This is a genomic window from Candidatus Hepatincolaceae symbiont of Strigamia maritima (genome assembly GCF_055505085.1).
Map to the genome: position 1 here is coordinate 1 of NZ_DBKDTU010000176.1, position 6,945 is coordinate 6,945.

The 6,945-nt window shown below is 29.2% G+C and carries 3 protein-coding genes; 2 read left to right on the forward strand and 1 reads right to left on the reverse strand.

Going from position 1 to position 6,945, the window contains the following annotated elements; translation table 11 throughout:
- The first annotated feature begins 48 nt into the window (after positions 1 to 48).
- Together ACQCX0_RS04825 and ACQCX0_RS04830 are read left to right on the forward strand one after the other, a co-directional pair.
- Complete coding sequence (locus tag ACQCX0_RS04825) at positions 49 to 540, forward strand: hypothetical protein (protein WP_462563043.1); 492 nt, start codon at positions 49 to 51, stop codon at positions 538 to 540.
- Positions 541 to 722: 182 nt separating this feature from the next.
- The gene (locus tag ACQCX0_RS04830; RefSeq protein WP_462563044.1) at positions 723 to 2,825 is read left to right on the forward strand and encodes a M24 family metallopeptidase; all 2,103 of its coding nucleotides are present in this window, start codon (positions 723 to 725) and stop codon (positions 2,823 to 2,825) included.
- A gap of 41 nt (positions 2,826 to 2,866) precedes the next feature.
- Here ACQCX0_RS04830 and ACQCX0_RS04835 read toward each other — a convergent pair whose 3' ends face one another.
- On the reverse strand, positions 2,867 to 3,625 hold the full coding sequence (locus ACQCX0_RS04835) for a hypothetical protein (RefSeq protein ID WP_462563045.1): 759 nt from the start codon (positions 3,623 to 3,625) through the stop codon (positions 2,867 to 2,869).
- Positions 3,626 to 6,945: the final 3,320 nt, after the last annotated feature.

Here is a 6,945-nt window from a genome sequence, read left to right on the forward strand (position 1 = left end):
ACTGTAGAAGAGATATTAAGTTTATTTTTATTATAAGGAATAAATCAGATGTTTCAAAAAATTATTGCTATGATTTTTATCATAACTTCACAAGTAACATTTACTACTGCAGAAATACAATCTCCCATTAGTATTAAAATAACACAAACTCTCAACGAGGCTTATAATAAGGAATCTTCCTACAAATATATTTATGATTATTACTTTAGAAAAACAAAGAATTCTAATCTTTTACTCCTATTAAAGCAGCATGACGAAAATACTACTATAATTAGCAATACTCTTGTTTTATATAACTTAGGTGTACAAGAAGCAGATTTAACCACAGCTATGAATATTTTACAATCCTTAGAATATAAAACCCCCACTAAAGAACTCCTCTGCAATTCTCTAATCCAATTAGAACTACAATTAGGAGATTTTTACCAGAACGCTCTTCTGCAGGTAAAAAGCAATACTCAAATTTATAATATTTTTAATAATTTTATTAAGAATGTTCAAAATAACATTCAAACTCTAAAGGATACCTGTACTAGTTAGCGATAATTATCTTATTTAGATTTAGGATAAGTGTGAGGATATTCCTGAGATACTTTAGTAATAGATTTTTCATTTCCGCAAAAAGTAACAGCAAAAAAAGAAAGCAATAAAATAATATTTTTCATTTATAATTTATAGGTATTTTGTTATAATAGAAATATCATAACATAAAGGAAATTATTATGTATAGTACTTTTATAAAATCTCTTTTAGTTTCAGCCAATCAAGATACAACAAGTTTATATAACCTAGCACTATGTTATTTCCCTAATTTATCTAAAGAAGATTTTTTAAGTAATTTAGAAAAAGAGTCTAAATTGATTTTTTCTTTTGAGAATTTGAATTCAGCCAAGCATTTAAAAAAACTCCGAAGCTATCTATTAGAGAATTCTATAGATGCTTTTATTTTCTCAACAACTGATGAATACATTAATGAATATCCTCCGCTATGTGCTAACAGATTGCATTATTTAAGCGGATTTAACGGCTCTTTAGGCTTTTGTATTGTTTTAGCTAATAGTGCATGTATTTTTGTGGACCATCGTTATACCTTACAGTTAGAACAACAAACCGACCCTGCTTTATTTAGTAGGGGAAAGCTTTCTTTTGAAGATATGTCTAACTTTTTAAAGATAAATCTTAGCACACATCATAAAATCACTGCGGATATTACCGAAAACTCTACCCAAAATATCCCCAAGAATATTGCACTAGACCCTAAAATTTTTACTAAAGCACAAGTTATTAAATTTCAAACCTTAGCAAGCAAGCTTAACGCTAGTCTAGTTATGTTAGAGAAGAACCCAATTGATGAAACTTGGAAAAACCGTCCTCTTCCTCCGATTTCTCCTGTATTTTTACATGAAGAAAAATATACTGGGCAATCTTATCAAGAAAAAATTATAGCAATCGCAAAAACATTAGTAGCAAACAATCTTGATTATTTTCTCTGTACATCCCCTGATAATATAGCTTGGCTCTTAAATATCAGAGCAGCTGATGTTGCTCATAATCCTGTAGTTTTATGTTATGCTCTCATCCATAAAAGTGCTAATGTAGTTGTCTTCATTAACCGTTTAAAATTAACCCCTGCTATAATTCAAAGCTTTACTAGTCTTGCCTCTCTTAATGCCTCTATCGTAGATTCTACTACAAGTATTACTTCTGCCACAGTATCTTTTGTAGATGAGAAGAATTTAGAAAGCACCCTAAAAACTTTATTACAAGATAAAACTATAGGAATTTCTAATGCTGCACCCTATTACTTTAGTTTATTTTTAGACAAGCATAATTTAGCAATTCAGGAATTAACCGACCCTATTACTACCTTAAAAACTCTAAAAAATCCTAAAGAAATTGCTAATCTTAAAGTAGCTCATCAGCGTGATGGAGCTAAATTAATTGAATTAATGCATTATTTAGATAATAGGCTCCTTGATACTAAAAACTTAGCTAATAATCCGGAAAACGAAATTCTAGATGAAGTAGCTATTAGCACAAAATTAGAGAACATAAGAGCAAAAGATCTTATCTACAGAGGTTCTAGTTTTGAGAGTATCGTTGCAATTGATGCTAATGCAGCACTACCTCATTATCGACCTGCCCTAAAAACTACAAAAGTTTTAACTCCTAATTCCAAACTCTTATTAGATTGCGGTGCTCAGTATCTAGAGGGAACAACTGATGTTACTAGAACTTTTACTTTTACGGAAGTTAACTCTGTTACGGGATCTAATTCTCTTGGAGAAGCTAATTCTAGGGATACTGAGTTTAAAAAATGTTTTACCTATATCCTAAAAGGGCATATAGCTCTTAGTTCTATTAAGTTTCCCAAAGGAACTACCGGCGGAGCTCTTGATGTTTTAGCTAGACAATTTTTGTGGGAACAAGGTCTAAATTATGGACACGGTACTGGGCATGGAGTTGGTTTTTTCTTATCAGTTCACGAAGGACCAATCTCAATTAGTCCTAATAATCAAACTCCTCTGCAAGTTGGAATGTTAATTTCTAATGAGCCTGGTTTCTATAAAAATAATGACTTTGGTATCAGATTAGAAAATCTAATACTAGTAGTAGAATCTACTCTGGCAGACTTTCTAGAGTTTGAACCTGTAACTTTAGTTCCCTTTGATACTAAAAATCTTGATTTAACTTTATTATCCCCTAAGGAACTACTTTGGATTAATAACTATCATCAAAGAGTATTACAAGAACTCTCACCACATTTAAATACTGATTTAATTGCTTATTTAAAAGAAAAAACTACAGCTATAGTAGTAAACTAAGTCTCTCTCATAAATTCTTACTGTAAACTAAAAATTTTACTTTAAAACTTATATCTTAGGGATAAATTTAATGCTTGTAGATTCTGCCTAATATAATAACTATTTTTTATGGTATCGGCTATACCTTCTTTTGGTTTAAGGTTTAAATTAAATACTTCTAAATTATCTTTATAAACATAACTATATTTAAAAACTATAGTTACTGCAGAACCTAAATCGTAACTAAACCCAGCACTAAGAGTATATGGGAAAGTATAGGCAATTTTTTCTTTACCACCGGTTTCTATTTCTTTATTTAAAGAATTCTCATAGCTGTATCCGTATTGATAAGTATTTAAAGATACACCCATCCCTGCACCTAGAAACATAGCTAAATTTTTAATTTTAAATAAATCATATTCTATATTAAACATTACATCATAAACCTTTAAATTCTTAGAATATAAATAATTATTGGCATCTATTATATCTAAAAATACTAAATTAGAATGTTTAATAGTATTAACATCATAATCAAAACCTCTAATTTTATCATAAACACTAACTTTTAATAGAGTTCTTAAATCATCTCTTAAAATCCAACCATAACCTAAACGAACAACATTACTATTATTAGAAATTTTCTTATTGCTATAATTATTAAGTTTATCTTTTTCAAAATTAGCATAACTAGTGCCACCACCCCTACTCATACCAAAAGTAATGTTAATAAAATTATTTTTTTGAGTTATTTCAGAATTAATCTCTTCCTCAGAGAATACTAAACTATTACTTCCGTAATATTCTCTAATCCCAAACACTATTTCATGATTAATTCTGGCAATGTGTAACTTACTAGTATCTTTAGTCTCTACATTAATTAATCTTAATCTAGAGACTAAAGAATCAGAAAAATTAGTAAAATTATATTTTGTAACTAATTTGTTGCATAATAATTAAGTATTTTAGTCATTATATCAATAAAATATTATTACCTTCATGTTGGGGTAATTCAGGCTTTGCCGAGCTGCTTAATGGCTCTTGGGGTTGTTCGGACACATCCCTGATGACACCTGTAATAAAAGACAAAAAAATCAATTTCTAAATTACAACACACGAACAGAATGGTTTTTTTTCTTTCTACGTGGAATAAAGAATAAATTGATTTTCTACTTACGTCCAAAAGCAAGGCACACACAGATGGATAAGATGCAAATTTGAAGCTTCATGATTGATTGTTTTGTTTTGTTAGAAATAAGAAAATCTATAAAATTGTAAAATGAAAACCTAAGTCTCGTCTCCAATGCTGAGCCCGCTGCCCGAGTGATGCTTACCTCAAATGTAACAAGGTAGATTATCCTTGATGTTTTGATGCTCAGCTCTGATGGCGCACTGTGCTGTTTTGCTGCTCGAGCACCTTCTTTTATAGGCCTTAGTGACGATTGATTGGTCAGCATTTACACTCCCATCTCCCTTCAGCCTCCAAGGTGAACGCTTGCTATAGGTGAGGAGTCACATGATATGTGTGTGACCAATGGTAGTGATTAAATTACTCAGTTTTTTGGTTTTGTTTTTTATTTTTTATTTTTTTTTATTTTTTATTTTTTTTTTGGGGGTTTTTTGGTTTCTAATTTTTTTTTTTTGTTGTTATTATTTTTTTTTTAATGATAGAAAAAGTGAATATGGGTTTTAATGTTTCTAAGTTGAGTTTGAGGGAATTTTATGATGTAAGGCATGTTAGGGGGCTTTTTTGACCTTGAATTTGTCTCTTATAAAGGGGGGGTTTTGTTTTAGATGTCTGGATTGTGTTGGGTAAGTGGTTTTTTTTTTTTGGTTTTTTTTTTTTATTATGTGGGGGTATTGCATAAAGTAGAATGGATTTTTATGGTTATTGTGGGTATTGTTACATGAAATGTTGGATTTGTGCCATAAAATGAGTCTAACAATTTATATAATAGAATTTTATGATGTTTTGGGTTTTTTTCTTCTTCTTTTAATTTCTTCATTGAAAAATTGAAAATAATTTGCGTTTTATTGTTTATGGTGTTTTCTTATGGTTTCTATAGATTGCATTTAAAGTTTTTTTTTTTTTTTTAAAAAAAACAAGTGTTTCTCAAGAAAATTCAATGGAAATTTACTTTTATTGAAATCTTAATTGGTAAGCCTAAATTTCGCTCTTAAAACTTTCTCTTGAACATTGACCCCGCTCGAGGCCGGTTTAGTCAAGAGATTTACCCCTTAATATCTCAACTTCACCTTAGACTTGAATTTATGCCCCAAAGGGACATTATAATTTTTTTTTAAGTTTTTTTTGTGTTTAAGAACATGTGGAAAAAACATTATAAACAGTAAAAAAAACAACAAAAACAACAAAAAAAACAACTTATATCCATGCATCAAAAATAAAAAAACATATTTTTGCTTTGTTTTATTTATTTTATTAAATTGCCTTTTTTTTTTTATAAAGTTTGTTTTCATGGCTTCAATTCAAGGTTAGATTTCGTAATGGCTCCCACCAACTAGTTGTAATTCTTCCCAGTTTTGTATCTTGATTTTTTTTTTTGCTGGTTGTTAGTTGTAATTAGGAAATATTTTGATGTTGTAGTGGAGCAGTAAAACTAGACAACAGAAGATGCTCGCTTTGATTTATTTATTATGTATAGTAATCTGGCTTAAAAGTGAGATTAAAAGTAACAAAATCTTAATTTTTAAGCCTTAAAATGGTGGATTTTTATTGAAAAATAAAACTAAGTTGAATGCAAATAATTTTTTTTATTGGTGATTGTGTCAAAATTGGGTTGCATAATTCTAAATTAAATACTGGCAAACCCAATTAATATAATTAAAACTATTCATCATAATGTTAAAAAAAAAAAATTTTAGGAAAAAGTTAATAAAAAAAAAAAGTAATATCATTAAAAAGTAATTACTAAAAAGTGAGAAAAAAATGAAGTACATCATTTTTTAAATTTATTTTAGACGCCAATATACCTGGTTGAATGCACACAAAGTGCACAAATGAGGATTGAAAAGACAATACAGATTCATAATGGCTACTAGGAAACAACTAGTAGCAAAGTGTTGATTTGCTGTTTAATTAAATTACTGAATGAATATAAATGATTGTCACTTTACATTGCAATTAATTGGTATTCAGGGCTTAATTTTCACACATGGTTATTTGAAAAGTGAATTGAATTGTACATTGCTGCTCTTGGGATATTATTAGTCGGAATTTAATGGAAGGATGAGATAAAAAAAGTGGTTTTCTGTCCTGCTGCTGCTATTTATATTTTGCTAGGGGGAAAGGGAAAACATGTTTGTATACAAATGGCTTGGCCAAGTTACCTTGAACTCCACCAAGTCACATTCTTGAGATAAAGAGCAAGGAAAATACTTAGAAACTAAAAAATAAAATAAAATAAAATTAACAAATAATCATGTGATTTGATCCATTTAACATGCCATTTTAATTTTTTTTTGTAGCTGGGTGGAAGTTATTGGAGTGGAATAAGGATTTTTATATTTTTTTTTGTTAATTATTAGGGTTAATAATAATTAATTATAAAATCAACATGGCTGATGCAGTGATGCTGCAGCCTTGTGTTGGCCTTGTGATGTTTGAAGAGGAATTTTTAGTTTTGTAGCCACCACAGAGCATTGACATTGGAATGAGAAAAGGAAAAAAAAAATGAAGTTGGTTTTATGTTTTAAGTTGTAAGAAAAAAAATGTTTGTTCGTGTTGAATGCTGAGTATCTGAAGAAGAGAAAAAAAAGTAAGTTAAAAAAGGGTCATGGGTTATTCACGTGAGTTTAAAAAATAATAATAAACAAGGGATTATTATGAGAGATGGAAATTAGAATTTTTTTTTTTTTTTAATTACTATTTTATTATTTTATTATTTTGGTTTTTGGGCTTTAATTTGGATGAAATTGAATAATTTAATAGAATTGAAGGCTGTTTTGATTAATTTTCACGTACTGATTAGGTTTAATTGATAAAAATATGATTAAAGATGATCCAAAACGTTCCTTCACGTCCACAACATAAATTTTATCTCGTGACGAAAGTGCTAACGAGCCAGGATTTAATTTCATATTTTAGATCGGAAGAGCGTCGTGTAGGGAAAGAGGGTAGATC

Bases quoted from the DNA above. Each gene is read 5' to 3' on its own strand.
- ACQCX0_RS04825 (WP_462563043.1), top strand. From the start codon at position 49: ATGTTTCAAAAAATTATTGCTATGATTTTTATCATAACTTCACAAGTA.
- ACQCX0_RS04830 (WP_462563044.1), top strand. From the start codon at position 723: ATGTATAGTACTTTTATAAAATCTCTTTTAGTTTCAGCCAATCAAGAT.